Origin of the sequence: Defluviimonas sp. SAOS-178_SWC (assembly GCF_039830135.1) — a bacterium.
Lineage (GTDB): Bacteria > Pseudomonadota > Alphaproteobacteria > Rhodobacterales > Rhodobacteraceae > Albidovulum.
Genome location: NZ_CP156081.1, coordinates 2597493 through 2611918, shown reverse-complemented (window position 1 = coordinate 2611918; position 14426 = coordinate 2597493). Strand labels below are relative to the sequence as shown.

General features: G+C 64.8%; 13 protein-coding genes. 12 read left to right on the top strand and 1 reads right to left on the bottom strand.

The genetic code is table 11. The annotated features are described in order from the left end of the window. Positions 1-55 precede the first annotated feature (55 nt). The 8 genes from V5734_RS13495 to V5734_RS13460 all read left to right on the top strand — a co-directional run bounded on the left by V5734_RS13495 (position 56) and on the right by V5734_RS13460 (position 7464). On the top strand, positions 56-1120 hold the full coding sequence (locus V5734_RS13495) for an ABC transporter ATP-binding protein (RefSeq protein ID WP_347310162.1): 1065 nt from the start codon (positions 56-58) through the stop codon (positions 1118-1120). Positions 1121-1130: 10 nt separating this feature from the next. Beyond that, positions 1131-2210 (top strand): ABC transporter ATP-binding protein, encoded by a 1080-nt coding sequence (locus V5734_RS13490; protein WP_347310161.1) that lies wholly within the window; start codon positions 1131-1133, stop codon positions 2208-2210. Continuing rightward, positions 2210-3073: a carbohydrate ABC transporter permease gene (locus V5734_RS13485; protein WP_347310160.1), complete on the top strand. Its 864-nt coding sequence runs from the start codon at positions 2210-2212 to the stop codon at positions 3071-3073. Before V5734_RS13490 ends, V5734_RS13485 begins: the two co-directional genes overlap by 1 nt. A 9-nt stretch (positions 3074-3082) precedes the next feature. Continuing rightward, positions 3083-3880 (top strand): carbohydrate ABC transporter permease, encoded by a 798-nt coding sequence (locus tag V5734_RS13480; protein WP_347310159.1) that lies wholly within the window; start codon positions 3083-3085, stop codon positions 3878-3880. Between the two features lie 131 nt (positions 3881-4011). After that, positions 4012-4278 carry a DUF2160 domain-containing protein gene (locus V5734_RS13475; RefSeq protein ID WP_347313635.1) on the top strand — a complete coding sequence of 89 codons (267 nt, stop codon included), beginning with the start codon at positions 4012-4014 and terminating at the stop codon, positions 4276-4278. A gap of 81 nt (positions 4279-4359) precedes the next feature. Continuing rightward, positions 4360-4755, top strand: coding sequence for a BlaI/MecI/CopY family transcriptional regulator (locus V5734_RS13470; RefSeq protein WP_347310158.1), 396 nt, complete (start codon positions 4360-4362; stop codon positions 4753-4755). Continuing rightward, positions 4742-5884, top strand: a complete 1143-nt coding sequence (locus tag V5734_RS13465) for a M56 family metallopeptidase (RefSeq protein ID WP_347310157.1) — start codon at positions 4742-4744, stop codon at positions 5882-5884. Before V5734_RS13470 ends, V5734_RS13465 begins: the two co-directional genes overlap by 14 nt. 200 nt (positions 5885-6084) lie before the next feature. Beyond that, the gene (locus tag V5734_RS13460) at positions 6085-7464 is read left to right on the top strand and encodes an aspartate aminotransferase family protein (protein WP_347310156.1); all 1380 of its coding nucleotides are present in this window, start codon (positions 6085-6087) and stop codon (positions 7462-7464) included. Between the two features lie 17 nt (positions 7465-7481). Here the strand turns inward: V5734_RS13460 and V5734_RS13455 are convergent, their stop codons facing one another. Continuing rightward, the gene (locus V5734_RS13455; protein WP_347310155.1) at positions 7482-9047 is read right to left on the bottom strand and encodes a hypothetical protein; all 1566 of its coding nucleotides are present in this window, start codon (positions 9045-9047) and stop codon (positions 7482-7484) included. A 163-nt stretch (positions 9048-9210) separates the two neighbouring features. Here V5734_RS13455 and V5734_RS13450 point away from each other — a divergent pair, with 163 nt between their 5' ends. From V5734_RS13450 to V5734_RS13435, 4 genes are all read left to right on the top strand, one after another. Then, positions 9211-10692, top strand: coding sequence for a PLP-dependent aminotransferase family protein (locus V5734_RS13450; RefSeq protein WP_347310154.1), 1482 nt, complete (start codon positions 9211-9213; stop codon positions 10690-10692). Positions 10693-10753: 61 nt separating this feature from the next. Beyond that, positions 10754-12529: a sulfoacetaldehyde acetyltransferase gene (xsc, locus tag V5734_RS13445; RefSeq protein ID WP_347310153.1), complete on the top strand. Its 1776-nt coding sequence runs from the start codon at positions 10754-10756 to the stop codon at positions 12527-12529. Next, complete coding sequence (locus V5734_RS13440) at positions 12529-13275, top strand: sulfite exporter TauE/SafE family protein (protein ID WP_347310152.1); 747 nt, start codon at positions 12529-12531, stop codon at positions 13273-13275. Before xsc ends, V5734_RS13440 begins: the two co-directional genes overlap by 1 nt. Before the next feature lies 1 nt (position 13276). Next, entirely contained in the window at positions 13277-14419 is a 1143-nt protein-coding gene (locus V5734_RS13435) for an acetate/propionate family kinase (RefSeq protein ID WP_347310151.1), read from the top strand. Positions 14420-14426 lie beyond the last annotated feature (7 nt).

Sequence of the window (14426 nt, the reverse complement as noted above, 5' to 3'; positions counted from 1 at the left end):
CCCGGCCTTCGCCAGCCGCAGGTTCCGGCCTGTGGACAAGATCCGGGGAGGGGACATGGCGCTCGAACTGAAAGCGATCACCAAGCGCGTGGGCCAGGTGACGCATATCAAGGAAACTTCACTGGTTCTGGAGCCGGGACGCTTCAACGTCCTCCTGGGCGAGACGGGATCGGGCAAGACCTCGCTGATCAAGCTGATGGCCGGGCTCGACCGGGTGGCTTCCGGGCGGATTTTCATGGACGGGCGCGACGTGACGGGCCTGTCGCCGCAAAAGCGCAATATCAGCCTCGTCCACCAGTTCTTCGTGAACTATCCGCACATGACCGTCTTCGACAACATAGCCTCCCCCTTGCGGGTCGCAGGCATGGCGAAGTCCGAGATCCAGGGGCGGGTGGAGGCGGCGGCCGACGTGCTGCAACTGCGGCCGATGCTGCACCGCCGCCCGCATGAACTGTCGGGCGGGCAACAGCAGCGCACCGCGCTCGCCCGCGCCATCGCCAAGGAGTCGACGGCCGTCTTCCTCGACGAACCTCTGGCGAACCTCGATTACAAGCTCCGCGAGGAGTTGCGCGACCAGTTGCCGGACCTTTTCGCGGGCCGAGGTGCCATTGTCGTCTATGCGACGTCGGAACCCGCAGAGGCGCTGATGCTGGGCGGCAAGACGGCCCTGATGCAGGACGGGCGGGTGACGCAGTTCGGGGCCACGGCAGAGATCTTCCGCCATCCAAACACGCTGACCTCGGCCAAGGTCTTTTCCGACCCGCCGATCAATTCCGCGCCGGTGACGAAGAAAGGCGACCGGATGGAGCTTGGCCACGGCGTCGGCTGGACACTGACCGGGGCGGCGGCGGGCCTTCGCGACGGGGCCTACACAGTCGCGATTCGCCCGAACTACATCTCGCCCGTGCGGTCCGAGCGCGCGCATGTGCCGATGACTGGGACGGTGCAGATCACCGAACTGTCCGGCTCGGAGTCCACCGCGCATTTCCGCATGGGGGCGGAGATCTGGGTTTCGCTCGCGCCGGGGGTGCATCCCTACCGGGTGGGCGATGATCAGGAGTTCTTCATGGATCCCGCCCATTGCTTCTATTTCGCGCCCGACGGCGCGTTTGTGGCGTGAGGAGGACGAGATGGCCAAGATCACCCTCGACAAGCTGCGTCACAGCTACATGGGCAACCCGAAAGGGCCCGAGGATTACGCGCTGAAGGAGATCAACCTCGACTGGCAGGATGGCGGGGCCTATGCGCTTCTGGGGCCGTCCGGTTGCGGAAAATCTACGCTTCTCAATATCATATCCGGCCTTCTTCAACCGTCCGAGGGGCGGATATTGTTCGACGGCAAGGACGTGACCGGCCTGCCGCCGGACCGGCGCAATATCGCGCAGGTGTTCCAGTTCCCGGTGATCTACGACACGATGAGCGTCTACGACAATCTCGCTTTCCCCTTGCGCAACCGGGGCGTTGGCGAGGATCGGGTCAAGGCCCGGGTCGAGGAGATCGCGGCGATGCTGGAAGTGACCGAGATGCTCGGCACCCGCGCGTCGAACCTCAGCCCCGACAACAAGCAGAAGATCTCCATGGGCCGGGGCCTTGTCCGCGACGACGTGAACGTAGTGATGTTCGATGAACCGCTGACCGTCATAGATCCACATCTCAAATGGAAATTAAGATCCAAACTCAAGGAGTTGCATCAGCGCGTGAAGGTGACGATGATCTATGTCACCCACGACCAGACCGAGGCGCTGACCTTCGCCGATCAGGTCGTCGTGATGCAGGACGGAGAGGTCGTGCAGATCGGCACGCCGGTCGATCTTTTCGACCGCCCGGCCCATACCTTCGTCGGCCATTTCATCGGCTCTCCGGGAATGAACGTGCTGCCGGCCGAACTGAAGGACGGGCGCGCCTTCTTCATGGGAGAGGCCGTCCCCCTGGAAGGTGCCGTCGCGCCCGGCGACGGGCGGCACGAGATCGGCGTCCGGCCGGAATTCGTCTCGCTTGCCGAGCGCGGCCTCAGGGCGACGGTGCGCAAGGTCGTGGACCTCGGCCGCCATTCGGTGGTCGAGGCGGTGGCGGGTGACACGCGGATCAGTGCCATCGTCGAAGGCGAAGTGCCGGGGCAGGGCGAGGCGGTGCACCTTGCCTTCCGGCCCGACCAGACCCGGCTTTACCGCGACGGCTGGATCGCCACGGAAAAAGGGAGGGCCGCCTGATGCGCAAGGTCAACCAGAAGGGCTGGCTCTTCGTCCTGCCGGTCCTCGTCCTCGTCGCCTTCAACGCGCTGGTGCCGATGATGACGGTCGTCAATTATTCGGTGCAGGAGACCTTCGGCAACAACCAGTTCTTCTGGCACGGCCTCGGCTGGTTCCAGGACATACTGCGGTCCGAGCGTTTCCATGCCGCACTCGGGCGGCAGTTCCTGTTCACCGGAATGATCCTTGCCATCGAGGTGCCGCTCGGTGTGATCATCGCGCTGTCGATGCCGCGCAAGGGGTTCTGGGTGCCGGTCTGCCTTGTGACGATGGCGCTGCCGATGCTCATTCCCTGGAACGTCGTCGGGGCGATGTGGAACATCTTTACCCTGCCCGATATCGGGCTTCTGGGCTACCTGATGAACCATACGCTCGGGATCGATTACAACATGACCCGCAGCCCGCTGGCCGCCTGGGTCACCATCATCACGATGGATGTCTGGCACTGGACCTCGCTCGTCGTGCTTCTGTGCTACGCGGGCCTCGTCTCGATCCCCGACGCCTATTATCAGGCGGCGAAGATCGACGGGGCGTCGAACTGGTCGGTCTTCCGCTACATCCAGTTGCCGAAGATGAAGCAGGTGCTGACCATCGCGGTGCTGCTGCGCTTCATGGACAGCTTCAACATCTATACCGAGCCCTTCGTTCTCACCGGCGGCGGCCCCGGCAATTCCACGACGCTTCTCTCGATCGACCTCGTGAAGATCGCGCTTGGCCAGTTCGACCTCGGCCCGGCGGCGGCGATGAGCCTGATCTACTTCGCGATCACGCTCTTCGTGTCGTGGCTCTTCTACACGCTGATGACGCGCAACGACGCGAAATAGGGGATCAAAATGAAGAAACGCTCCATCATTCCAATCCTCTACATCCTGTTCCTGATGCTGCCGATCTACTGGCTGGTGGCGATGAGCTTCAAGACCACACAGGAGATCCTCGGCGGCTTCTCGCTGTTCCCGCGCCAATGGACGCTGGCGAGCTACCGGACCATCTTCACCGATCCGACCTGGTATTGGGGTTACATCAACTCCATCGCCTATGTCTCTATCAACACGGTGATTTCTGTCACCGTGGCGCTGCCGGCGGCCTATGCGTTCTCGCGCTACCGGTTCCTTGGCGACAAGCAGCTCTTCTTCTGGCTCCTGACCAATCGGATGGCCCCGGCGGCGGTCTTCGCTCTGCCGTTCTTCCAGCTTTATTCGGCGGTCGGGCTTTTCGACACCTACTGGGCGGTGGCGCTCGCGCATTGCCTCTTCAACATCCCGCTCGCGGTCTGGATCCTCGAAGGTTTCATGGGCGGCGTGCCGAAGGAACTGGACGAAACCGCCTTCGTCGACGGCTATTCCTTCCCGCGCTTCTTCGCCACGATCTTCCTGCCGACGATCAAGGCCGGGGTCGGGGTCGCCGCCTTCTTCTGCTTCATGTTCTCCTGGGTGGAGCTGCTTCTGGCCAAGACGCTGACGGCGGTCTACGCGAAACCCATCGCCGCGACGATGACCAAGACAGCCTCCTCCGCGGGTTACGAGCTTGGGCTTCTCGCCGCCGCCGGAACGCTGACGATCATCCCCGGCGCCATCGTCATCTGGTTCGTCCGCAACTACATCGCCAAGGGCTTCGCCCTGGGGAGGGTGTGATGCGTCATCTCGCGATCCTTCTCGCCCTCCTGCCGACGATGGCGGGTGCCCAGCAGGCGGGCTGGGGCAATGTCGGCAAGCCGGTGGAAAAGGCGTTTTCCTGGACCCAGCCGCTCTGGCCGTCGTTCTGGATGGCCTGGACGCCGGCGACGCTTGCCGTCTTCGTCGGCATCTTTTCGGCGATGGCGGTCCTGACGGTGCTGGAAGTCCGCCGCCCCGGCGGAGACGAGCGGCGCGGTGTGCTCGGCCTGACGACGACGCGCGGCGACCGGCTGTTCATCACGCTTCTCGGGACCAGCTACATCTTCATGGCCTGGCTCGGGTTCATCGGCATGCCGCTCTGGTGGCCGCTGGTCATCGCCATCGGCTGGGGCATCTTCTGTTTCTGGAAGGTCTGATCGCGATGGCGTTTGGAGAAATACGCAAAGCTTAGTAGAAAGGGTGCACGAGGATCGTGCAGCATCAGGACCGAAGCCGAGATGAGCGAGAAGAAAAAGACGAAATTCCTGACCGAAGTGGAGCTGGAATTCATGTCGAAGCTCTGGGATCTGGGCGAGGCGACGGTGCGTGACGTGCAGGACGCGCTCGCGCCTGCCCGCAAGCTCGCCTACACCTCGGCGGCGACGATCCTCAGGATCCTCGAACAAAAGAAATTCGTGAAAAGCACGAAACAGGGCAAGACCTTCATCTACAGGGCGACGCTGAGCAAGGACGCCTACCAGTCGCGTTCGCTGAAGAATCTCTCCGAAAAGCTGTTCGACAATGCCCCGGCGACGCTCGTCGCGCGGCTGGTTGACGACGACGATCTGTCTCAGGAAGCGCTCGACGAGATCCGGGCGCTGATAGATAAGAGGCTCAGGGATGATAAACGCTAACACCCTTTTCGACGCCTATCTCGACGTGAATCTGCTTTTGGCTTTCGTCTGCGGCCTGTGGTTCGTGTCGGGGCGCCTGCTCGACTTCGTGGGGTTCTCCTATGCCGCGACGGCCCGGCTGAGGATGCTGCGGGCGGTGTTCCTCGCGGTTCTCGTCAGCCCTGTCTTCGTGGCGCTCTTTGCGCTGCTCGGCCGGTCGGGCTATGTGACGACGGACCATTCCGTGAACCTCACCGATTTCATCGTCGCGCAATACCTGCAAGGCCGCTTCGACATGAGCCCGTCGGCCCTCGAAAATATGGTCAGCCTGCGCAGCCGGTTCGCCGAAGCCTTGGTTTCGCCCGTCGGGCAGGGGGTGCAGTGGACCTTGGCCGCGGGCATCGCGACCTGCCTCGTCCGGCTTGGCTGGAGCGTCCTGAAGCTCCGCCGTGTCATCGCGGAAAGCTATGTCTGGCGCCGCTTCGGCCGGGTCGAACTGCGCGTTTCGGATACGGCGAGCGTGCCGTTTTCGACGCGCGGTCTCCGGTCGCGGATCGTGGTCCTGCCCTCAACGATGCTGGCGCGAGGCGACGATCTCAGGATCGCGCTCGGCCACGAGTTGCAGCACCTGAGACAGGGCGATGTCGAATGGGAATTCGTGACGGGGCTGATCCGGCCCTTCCTGTTCTGGAACCCGGCCTTCTACATCTGGAAGCACCAGGTCGAGGAACTTCGCGAACTCTCGTGCGACCGGCAGGTCCTGTCGCGGCGCGGCTATGACGTCGCGGCCTATTGCAACTGCCTTCTCAGGGTGTGCCATGACGGGCTGCGCCCGCGCCGCCTGCTGGCGGTCGAGGCGCCGATCGTGGCGCTCGTCCGGACCGAGAACCGGTTCTTCGGCAGCCGCTCCGCGACGCTTCTGAAGCGGCGAATGATGTCGGTGATCGAGGGGCGGGCCGAACGGCATCCGACGCTGGCCTTCGCGGTACTGGCCGCTCCGGCGCTGGTCGTCACGCTTCTGGCATCGGTGGCGATCCAGCGGCCCGGCGACTGGAGCCCGGACCGGATCATGCTGTCGACCATCGTCAACCTGGAGCGGATTCACGCGGTCAACGGCACCACGGCCAGCTTCGGACAGCCGGGCTACTGACCGGTTTCGACCGAGCGGTTGCGGGCGAATCCGGCAAATTTGGCCGTGCTGGGCGATCTGGCGCTATCGGAGTATGCATTCTGGCCCTACGGGGCGGCTTGCTTTCGTGATGATTTCAGCGAAAGAGCGATATTCCGTCCGCGCGCGGCCCCTGACATGATCGCGCCCGGCGACAGAACACCGGCAAAAAGGCAACGCACATGAGCAACGCTGTGTATTCCAACGACATTTCCGAAGTGGTCGAAGCCGACCGCGCGCATCTCTGGCATCACCTGATCCAGCACAAGCCCTTCGAGACCAACGATCCCCGGATCATCGTCGAGGGCAAGGGGATGCGGGTCTGGGACGCAAAAGGCAAGGAACATCTCGACGCCGTGTCGGGCGGGGTCTGGACCGTCAACGTCGGCTATGGCCGCGAGTCGATCGCCAAGGCGGTCTATGACCAGCTGGTGAAGATGAACTACTTCGCCAATTCGGCGGGGTCCATCCCCGGCTCGATCTTCGCCAAGATGCTGATCGAGAAGATGCCGGGCATGTCCCGCGTCTACTACACCAACTCGGGATCGGAGGCGAACGAGAAGGCGTTCAAGATGATCCGCCAGATCGCCCACAAGCGCTATGGCGGCAAGAAGCACAAGATCCTCTTCCGCGACCGCGACTACCACGGCGCCACCATCGCCGCGATGTCGGCGGGCGGTCAGGAGGAGCGGAACGCCCAGTACGGGCCGTTCGTGCCGGGCTTCGTCAAGGTCCCGCACTGCCTCGAATACCGCAAGCAGTGGGACGTGGAGAATTACGGCGAACGCGCCGCCGACGCGATCGAGGAGGTGATCCTGCGCGAAGGCCCGGATACCGTGGGCGCGCTCTGCCTGGAGCCGGTGACGGCAGGTGGTGGCGTCATCGTGCCGCCGGCGGGTTACTGGGAGCGCGTGGGCGAGATCTGCAGGAAGTACGAGATCCTTCTGCATATCGACGAGGTCGTGTGCGGCGTTGGCCGTACCGGCACCTGGTTCGGCTATCAGCATTACGGCATCAAGCCCGACTTCGTGACGATGGCGAAGGGCGTCGCTTCCGGCTATGCCGCGATCGCCTGCTGCGTCACGACCGAGGCCGTCTTCGAGATGTTCAAGGACGACGCCGCCGACCCGATGAACTACTTCCGCGACATCTCCACCTTCGGCGGCTGCACGGCCGGCCCGGCGGCGGCGGTCGAGAACATGCGGATCATCGAGGACGAGGGGCTTCTGGCTAACACGGTGAAGATGGGCGAGCGGGTGATGAACAACCTTCACGCGCTGATGGACAAGCACCGGGTGATCGGCGACGTGCGCGGCAAGGGCCTGTTCTGCGGCGCCGAACTGGTCGCCGACCGCCAGACCAAGGAGCCGGTGGACGAGAAGAAGGTGCAGGCCGTGGTCGCCGACTGCATGGCGCAGGGCGTGATCATCGGCGCCACCAACCGCTCGCTGCCGGGCCTGAACAACACGCTTTGCCTGTCGCCGGCGCTGATCGCGACGGCGGACGATATCGACGAGATCACGACAGCGATCGACAAGGCGCTGACCAAGGTCTTCAGCTAGGTCGGGTGCGACCCGTTCTAACGGCAGTCCTGACCGGGCGTGGCGGTGTCAAGGGCGCAGCGTGACCAGACGTCGAAGGATTCGGTGTCGCGGATCTGGCGATAGGACCGCAGGATCCGCGCCCAATCCGGGTTTGCGTCATAATAGTCGTGCCATGAGAAATCGGGATCGGTCATATAGCCCTTTCGCTTGTCGATGACGATCAGATCCGGGTGTGCGGCCAGTATGTCGGCAAGGTTGTCGTCGCGATTTCTGTCGGTGATCGCGCGGTATTGCGCGCAACGGTCGGGTGCCCGGGCGCAGTCCGTCTCGGCCAACGCCTTCAGGGCGCCGGGCGTCAGCCAGTTGTGTGGATAGCGGCTGACCCAGCGCGCGCCGAGGCTCAGCGCGAGCGGTGGGCCGGCGTGTACGAAGGTTGAAGCCACGAAAAGGCTCTCTTGGTGCGGCAGGGTGGCAAGATCCTCGGCCAACTCCGCAATGATGGGCACGCCGTAGGTTCCGCGCGATATCGCGACGTAACCCGTTGTCAGGAGCGCGATCAGGGCGGCGATCAGGATAGGTGTGAACCGGGTCGTATGGATGAGGATCCAGAATCCCGCCGCCATACCGAAGGCTTTGAACGGGACGAGGTGGTAGGCAAAGCCCGTCCACTGGACGAGATAGCTGCCCAACCCGGCAAGCGCGAGCATGAAGAAAAGCCAGGTTCCCGGCGGGTAGGTGCGCGCGACCGAAAGCGCGAGCATCAGCGGCACGAAGGGCGCGGCGGTAACGGCGAGCATCATGTAGACGACTTCGTCCGAGGCGCCGATAGCGCCATAGACCAAGCGGGCCGTCGGGATGATGTCGCGGAAGTATTCCGGGTGCAGCAGCCAGACTGCCGCGACATAGGTGAGCCCGACACCGAACATCGCGATGTTTCCAGCCGACAGCGTGGGCGACAAAGATCGGCTCCGCGCCATTGCCCAAAGCGTCGCGGCAATGGGGAAAAGCAGGAAGAAAGGTTTGAGGCATATCCCGAGTCCGGCCACCGCCCCGCGCAGTGCCGCCGGCCGCCACCCGTCCGATATGGTTCCGGGCAGAAGGCCGATGGCCCAGGGCATGGCGACAATAACAAGCACGTGTTCGCGCTGTGCGATATCGCCGAGCGCCGGCAGGACCATCGCGGTGCCGAGCCCAAGGACAAACATGGTCCGTCGGGCGGACGAGAGGTCATTTCGGGCGACAAGAAGGCGCGTGCACCAAAGCAGGCTGGCGCCCGTCAGAAAACAGGTCACCGCATATTGCGCGTTGGTCTCGCTCATGCCGGTTAGATCCGCCAGCAGGATCGCGGGAATTGTGAGGTAGAAGTTCAGGGGCGGGTTGACTTCGTAGATGTCGATGTAAAGCCGCTCCCCGGCCAGCCATTCGCGCGTGGCGAGAAGATACCAAGCGGTATCGTGGTTGATTGGACGGTCCCAGAGAACGGCCATAAGCGCCATGGAGATCAGCAGCGACAGAAGTGCACCGGAAATCTGCCTGCCATCGGCCGCGTGCGCGCGGCGCATCGACGGAAGCGCGTTGGAATCGGTGCCGTGACTGCTCATCTCTGGGCTCTCGCAGGTGAATTGGCTTCCGAAAGACAAAAGATATATGGCTGTATTGTGGAAGGCATGGGGCCAATTGCGGTCGACATTTGCGAATTGTCCTTGACCTCGGTCCGGATCCCACTCTTTCTATGTCCAGATCGTTTTCTTCATAAGTCCAGCCATGTCGATCCCCGCCGAAAGCTTCTTTCTCACGCCCGGGTTCAACGGGACTTTGCAGCAGCAGATACAGCAGATGGTGGCCGAGGGCATCCTGCGCGGCCGGTTCCGGCCCGGCGAAAGGCTGCCGTCGAGCCGGGGCCTCGCGCAGCATCTCGGCGTCAGCCGGATCACCGTGACGCTGGCCTATACGGAGCTTGTCTCGGGCGATTATCTCAGCGCGCGGGGACGGTCGGGCTATTACGTTTCGGACACCGCGCCGGTGCAGCCGGGTTTCGTGGTCGCGAACGCTCCGCGCCGCGACAGCGTCGACTGGGAGCGGATCATCGGCCGGCGCTTCTCGCGCCATGAACTGCCGGCGAAGCCGCAGGACTGGCATGCCTATCCCTATCCGTTCATCTACGGGCAGGCGGATGCGAGCCTCTTCGATCATCAGAACTGGCGGCAATGCGCGCTCCGCGCCCTTGGCAAGCGCGATTTCGGGGTGCTGACGGACGATTTCTACGAACGCGACGATCCGATGCTGGTCGAATACATTGCCCGCACCATTCTGCCCCGGCGCGGGATCGTTGCGCGGCCCGAAGAAATCCTGTTGACGATGGGGGCGCAGAACGCGCTCTGGCTCGCCGCCGAGGTGCTGATTGCGCCGCGCGGGGCGGTGGCGGTGGAAAACCCCTGCTATCCGGGGCTGCGCGCGATCCTTAACCAGCTTGGCGCGCGGGTGTTGCCCGTCGATGTCGACGAGGACGGGTTGCCGCCGGACCGGGTGCCCGAGGGGATCGCGGCGGTCTTCACCACGGCGAGCCATCACTGCCCGACCAATGCGACGATGCCGATGGAGCGGCGCGTGGCGCTTCTGGAACGCGCGGGGCGGGAGGATTTCCTTGTCGTCGAGGATGATTACGAATTCGAGATGTCGTTCCTGAAGCCCGCCGCGCCGGCGCTGAAATCGCTCGACCGCGAGGGGCGGGTGATCCATGCCGGGTCATTCTCGAAATCGCTTTTTCCGGGCTTGCGGCTCGGCTATCTCGTCGCGTCCGAGGCCTTCATCCGCGAGGCGCGGGCGCTTCGCGCCGCGATGTTGCGCCATCCGCCGGGCCACATCCAGCGCACCGTCGCCTATTTCCTTGCCCTCGGCCATTACGACGCGCTGATCAAGCGGCTTGGCCAGGCCTACAAGCGCCGCCGCACGACGATGGACGAGGCGATCCGGGCGAACGGGCTGGAAATTGCCGGGCAGGGCGCGTTCGGCGGATCGAGCTTCTGGATGCGGGCGCCGGCCGGGGTCGATACCGGGGCGCTGGCGGCGGAACTGAGGGCCAGGGGCGTGCTGATCGAGCCCGGTCGCGTCTTCTTCGCGCCGGGGACCGCGCCGGGCAATTATTACCGGCTGGCCTATTCCTCGATCGCGCAAAGCCGGATTCCTGAAGGGATCGCCCTTATCGCCGAATCCTTGCGTGAATCTGGACATAACAAGCCCGCCTGACTGGCCCTACAGGGGCGCATCGTCCCGGCATATTACCGGTCAACACTCAGGGAGACACGCCATGAAGATGACCACCGAGGAAGCTTTCGTCAAAGTCCTGCAACGGCATGGAATCGAACATGCTTTCGGGATCATCGGATCGGCCTTCATGCCGATCTCGGACTATTTCCCGCGCGCCGGCATCACGTTCTGGGACGTGGCGCATGAATGCAACGGCGGCTACATGGCCGACGGCTTCACCCGCACCACCGGCAAGATGGCGATGATCATCGCCCAGAACGGGCCGGGCATCACCAACTTCGTGACGGCGGTGAAGACCGCCTACTGGAATCATACGCCGATGCTGCTGGTGACGCCGCAGGCGGCGAACAAGACCATCGGTCAGGGCGGGTTCCAGGAAGTCGAACAGATGGCCGCCTTCAAGGACATGGTCGCCTATCAGGAGGAGGTGCGCGATCCGACGCGCATCGCCGAGGTGCTGAACCGGGTCATCACCAAGGGCAAGCGGCTCTCGGCGCCGGTACAGATCAACGTGCCGCGCGACTACTGGACGCAGGTGATCGACATCGACCTGCCCGCCATCGTGGATTTCGAGCGCCCCTCTGGCGGCGCCGACGCGATCGCGGAGGCGGCGAAGCTGCTGAGCGGGGCGAAGTTCCCGGTGATCCTGAACGGCGCGGGCGTCGTCCTTGGCGGCGCGATCCCGGCCAGCCAGACGCTTGCCGAGCGCCTCGATGCGCCGGTCTGCTGCAATTACCAGCACAACGACGCCTTCCCGGGTTCGCATCCCCTCTTCGCCGGCCCCCTTGGCTATAACGGCTCGAAGGCGGCGATGGAGCTGATCTCGAAGGCTGACGTCGTGCTGGCGCTCGGCACCCGTCTCAACCCGTTCTCGACGCTGCCGGGCTACGGTATCGACTACTGGCCGAAAACGGCGAAGCTTATCCAGGTCGACATCAACCCCGACCGGATCGGCCTGACGAAGCCGGTTGCCGTGGGGATCGTTGGCGATGCCAAGGGCGTCGCCGAGAGCATCCTCGCGCAGCTTGGCGACGGGGCAGGCGATGCCGGCCGGGCCGAGCGCAAGGACCTGATCGCGAAGACGAAGTCGGCCTGGGCGCAGGAACTGACCTCGATGGACCACGAAGAGGACGATCCGGGCACGAGCTGGAACGACCGGGCGCGGAAGGCCAAGCCCGACTGGATGAGCCCGCGCATGGCCTGGCGCGCGATCCAGTCCGCGCTGCCGAAGGAGGCGATCATCTCCTCCGACATCGGCAACAACTGCGCCATCGGCAACGCCTACCCGTCGTTCGAGGCGGGGCGGAAGTACCTCGCGCCCGGTCTCTTCGGCCCGTGCGGCTACGGCTTCCCCGCGATCGTCGGCGCCAAGATCGGCAATCCCGACATTCCGGTCGTGGGTTTTGCCGGTGATGGTGCCTTCGGCATCTCGATGAACGAGATGGTGGCGGTCGGCCGCAAGGAATGGCCCGCGATCACCATGGTTGTCTTCCGCAATTACCAGTGGGGCGCGGAAAAGCGCAACACGACGCTCTGGTATGCCGACAACTTCGTCGGGACCGAACTGAACGACGGCGTCAGCTATGCCGGCATCGCGCAGGCCTGCGGCCTGAAGGGGGGCCAGGCGAAGACGATGGAGGAGCTGACGGCGGCGCTCGATCAGGCCCTGAAGGACCAGAAGGCGGGCAAGACCACCTTCATCGAGGCGCTGATCAACCAGGAACTGGGGGAGCCCTTCCGCCGCGACGCGATGAAGAAGCCGGTAGAGGTCGCGGGGATCGACCCTGCCGACATGCGTCCCCAGAAGGGAGCGTGATGGCGCTTCCCTTCGGCCTCTCGCCGGAGGCAGCGGCGTTCCTTCTGGCGGCGGTCCTGATCGCGGCGATCGTCAGGGGGTTCTCCGGCTTCGGCTTTTCGGCGCTCGTGGTGGTGGCGACGGGGCTGGTCAGCGACCCCCTGAATGCGGTCGCCGTCGCGCTGTTCTGCGAGGTGGTCATGACGCTCCAGGCCGCGAAGGGCATTGCCAGGGATATCGACTGGCGGCGCGTCGGCCTTCTTCTCGCCGGCGCGGCCATCGGCCTGCCGATCGGGGTGCACGGGCTGATCGCGATCGGGCTCGACGCGTCCCGCGTCGCGATCTCGCTCTTCATCCTGGTGATGTGCGGCGTGCTTCTTGCCGGATGGCACACCACCCGCGAGGTGCGCGGCTGGCCGAATGCCGTTCTCGGCTTCGCGTCGGGCGTCGCGAACGGCGCGGCGATGGCGGGCCTGCCGGTCGCGGCCGTCTTTTCGGCCCAGCCGATTCCGCCACGGATCTTCCGCGCCACGCTCATCGCCTATTTCGCCATCCTCGACCTTCTGTCGCTGCCGGTCCTGTTGCATGCGGGCCTGATCACGCGGGACACCCTTGTCGCCTGCGCCGTCGCCTTGCCGCTCCTGCTCATCGGCAATCATTTCGGCAGTTTCCGCTTCAGCAAATCGGCGCCGACGAGCTTCCGTCGCCTCGCCATCGGACTGCTGGCGATCCTGGCGGTTCTCGGTCTTCTGAAATCTGTGATCTGAGATGGCGGGCGATCTGATCCTTGTCGTGAATGCCGGGTCGTCCTCGATCAAGATCGCCCTCTTTGGCACGGGCGAGGTTCCGGTCGCGTCGGGTGCCGTGACCGAGATCGGGGGTGTATCACGGCTGAAGGTCGGCGCGGAGGAACGCGATTGCGCGGCGCCCGATCACGATGCCGCGCTCGCCCTGCTTCTCGATGCGTTCGCCGCCGCAGGCTTTCCGCTCTCGCGGTTCCATGCGGCCGGACACCGGATCGTCCATGGCGGGCGCGACCTCACCGCCAGCGTCCGTGTCAGTGACGCGGTGGAGGCACAGATCGCCGCCTGCATCCCGCTCGCGCCGCTGCACAACCCGCACAACCTGTCGGGCATCCGGGCGGTCCGGCGGCTTTTGCCCGACCTGCCGCAGGTCGCGGTCTTCGACACCGCCTTCCACGCGACCAACCCGGAGGTCGCGCTGCGCTATGCGCTGCCGGCCGCCGAAGAGGCGAAGGGGATCCGGCGCTACGGCTTTCACGGGATCTCCTACCAGAGCCTGACAGCGCGGCTGCCCGGCCTTCTCGGCGCCATGCCGGAGCGGGTGCTGGCATTCCATCTCGGCAATGGCGCCTCGCTCTGCGCGATCCGCGGCGGCCGCTCGGTGGCCACGACGATGGGCTATTCGCCCCTGGACGGGCTGACGATGGGGACGCGCACGGGCGCGATCGACGGCAACGCGGTGCTGCGGCTGGCCGGGGATCACGGCATCGAGGGCGCGGCCCGTATCCTCAACCGCGAAAGCGGGCTTCTGGCGCTCGGCAATGCCTCGGACATGCGGGCGCTCCATGCGGCGGGAACGGACGCGGCGCGGTTCGCCATCGTGCATTTCTGCTACTGGGCCGTCCGGCACGCCGGCTCGATGATCGCGGCGATGGGGGGGCTCGACTGCGTCGCCTTCACCGGCGGCATCGGCGAGAACGACGCGACGGTGCGGACGGCGATCGCCGAGGGCCTCGGCTTCATGGGCGTTGCGCTCGACCCGGCCGGGAATGCCGCGAATGCCCGTCGGATCGACGCGGGCGGTTTGCCCGTCGTCATCGTTCCGGCCGCGGAGGAGGCCGAGATCGCCGCCGAGGTGCGCACCCGGCTTGACGGGGCCGGGGCATGAGCGCGGC

Excerpts from the sequence above, each read along its gene's own strand:
- V5734_RS13435 (WP_347310151.1), top strand. The coding sequence starts at position 13,277 with ATGGCGGGCGATCTGATCCTTGTCGTGAATGCCGGGTCGTCCTCGATC.
- V5734_RS13490 (WP_347310161.1), top strand. The coding sequence starts at position 1,131 with ATGGCCAAGATCACCCTCGACAAGCTGCGTCACAGCTACATGGGCAAC.
- V5734_RS13460 (WP_347310156.1), top strand. The coding sequence starts at position 6,085 with ATGAGCAACGCTGTGTATTCCAACGACATTTCCGAAGTGGTCGAAGCC.
- V5734_RS13495 (WP_347310162.1), top strand. The coding sequence starts at position 56 with ATGGCGCTCGAACTGAAAGCGATCACCAAGCGCGTGGGCCAGGTGACG.
- V5734_RS13475 (WP_347313635.1), top strand. The coding sequence starts at position 4,012 with ATGGCCTGGACGCCGGCGACGCTTGCCGTCTTCGTCGGCATCTTTTCG.
- V5734_RS13470 (WP_347310158.1), top strand. The coding sequence starts at position 4,360 with ATGAGCGAGAAGAAAAAGACGAAATTCCTGACCGAAGTGGAGCTGGAA.
- V5734_RS13440 (WP_347310152.1), top strand. The coding sequence starts at position 12,529 with ATGGCGCTTCCCTTCGGCCTCTCGCCGGAGGCAGCGGCGTTCCTTCTG.
- V5734_RS13465 (WP_347310157.1), top strand. The coding sequence starts at position 4,742 with ATGATAAACGCTAACACCCTTTTCGACGCCTATCTCGACGTGAATCTG.
- V5734_RS13485 (WP_347310160.1), top strand. The coding sequence starts at position 2,210 with ATGCGCAAGGTCAACCAGAAGGGCTGGCTCTTCGTCCTGCCGGTCCTC.
- V5734_RS13455 (WP_347310155.1), bottom strand. The coding sequence starts at position 9,047 with ATGAGCAGTCACGGCACCGATTCCAACGCGCTTCCGTCGATGCGCCGC.
- xsc (WP_347310153.1), top strand. The coding sequence starts at position 10,754 with ATGAAGATGACCACCGAGGAAGCTTTCGTCAAAGTCCTGCAACGGCAT.
- V5734_RS13450 (WP_347310154.1), top strand. The coding sequence starts at position 9,211 with ATGTCGATCCCCGCCGAAAGCTTCTTTCTCACGCCCGGGTTCAACGGG.
- V5734_RS13480 (WP_347310159.1), top strand. The coding sequence starts at position 3,083 with ATGAAGAAACGCTCCATCATTCCAATCCTCTACATCCTGTTCCTGATG.